Source organism: Blautia sp. HCP3S3_B11 (assembly GCF_052064435.1).
GTDB lineage: Bacteria > Bacillota > Clostridia > Lachnospirales > Lachnospiraceae > Blautia_A.
Genome location: NZ_JBQHVP010000055.1, coordinates 1 through 974 on the forward strand (window position 1 = coordinate 1; position 974 = coordinate 974).

1 protein-coding gene is annotated in these 974 nt (G+C 33.2%); it reads right to left on the minus strand.

Going from position 1 to position 974, the window contains the following annotated elements:
- Nucleotides 1-19: 19 nt before the first annotated feature.
- Nucleotides 20-850, minus strand: a complete 831-nt coding sequence (locus ACTNC0_RS18200) for a methyltransferase domain-containing protein (protein ID WP_083655179.1) — start codon at nucleotides 848-850, stop codon at nucleotides 20-22.
- Nucleotides 851-974: the final 124 nt, after the last annotated feature.

Here is a 974-nt window from a genome sequence, read left to right on the forward strand (position 1 = left end):
AAACTGAAAGTTTCAAGCGTTATAGACTTCCCACAAATATCTCTGCATCAATCGTCAAAGTTTTTAGCTTTTTGAAATCAATCTCAGTTTTATCTACATGGAAGAGCAGTGGGGTCATGTCTGCAAAAATTTTAATATCCTCTAACGGCATTTCATATGATTCTGAAACTCTTTTTTGGTAAATAACAGAATACTGCTTCTTGAATAAGTTAATCACATTCTCATTGGAATACTCTTGATTTTTCAAATGTTCTTTTGCAATGTTTCTGAACTCCATCAGATGTTTATTCCCAGGAATAACCTTTACAATATAGCCGCTATCCGTCAGAACTCTATTGAACTCCAAATAATTAGCTGGTGTAAATATGTCCAGTATACAGTCTACTGAGTGGTCTCTAATTGGCATATTTTCCAAATCACCCACAAACCACTTTATAGACTTACTACCGTCTCTTTTTGAAGCAAGGGAAATGGCATCTTTTGAAATATCAAAAGCAACTATATCTGCTTGAAATAGTTCTTTGATTTTTCTAGAATAATATCCTTCACCACATCCGACATCAAGAATAGTTGTTATGTTTTCAAGCTTGCTCAATATATGTGTTATCTCCGTAAGAATATGTGAATAGTATCCCTTTTCTAAAATATCCATTCTGCTTTCAAAAGAAGTTCTGCTATAATGCTTAGATTGCTTTTGATTTAATGCAAAATTCACATATCCTAATTTAGAAATATCGAAACAATGCTTATTACTACACAGCAAACTATTGCCTACCATCTTTAACTTTCGTTTACATATTGGACAACGAAAAAGCTTTTCGCTGTCATTAAATCTAATAATTTTATTCATGACATCCTCCATTATTACATTCTTGCCCGAAAGCGAGTTATGTAATACGGATGTACCGCAACACAACTCGCGGTATTATCTTAATCTCATATATGCTGTCATCTTATCACCTCCTCAAATTCAA

Coding starts and splice junctions, on each gene's coding strand:
- ACTNC0_RS18200 (WP_083655179.1), bottom strand. CDS start 850: ATGAATAAAATTATTAGATTTAATGACAGCGAAAAGCTTTTTCGTTGT.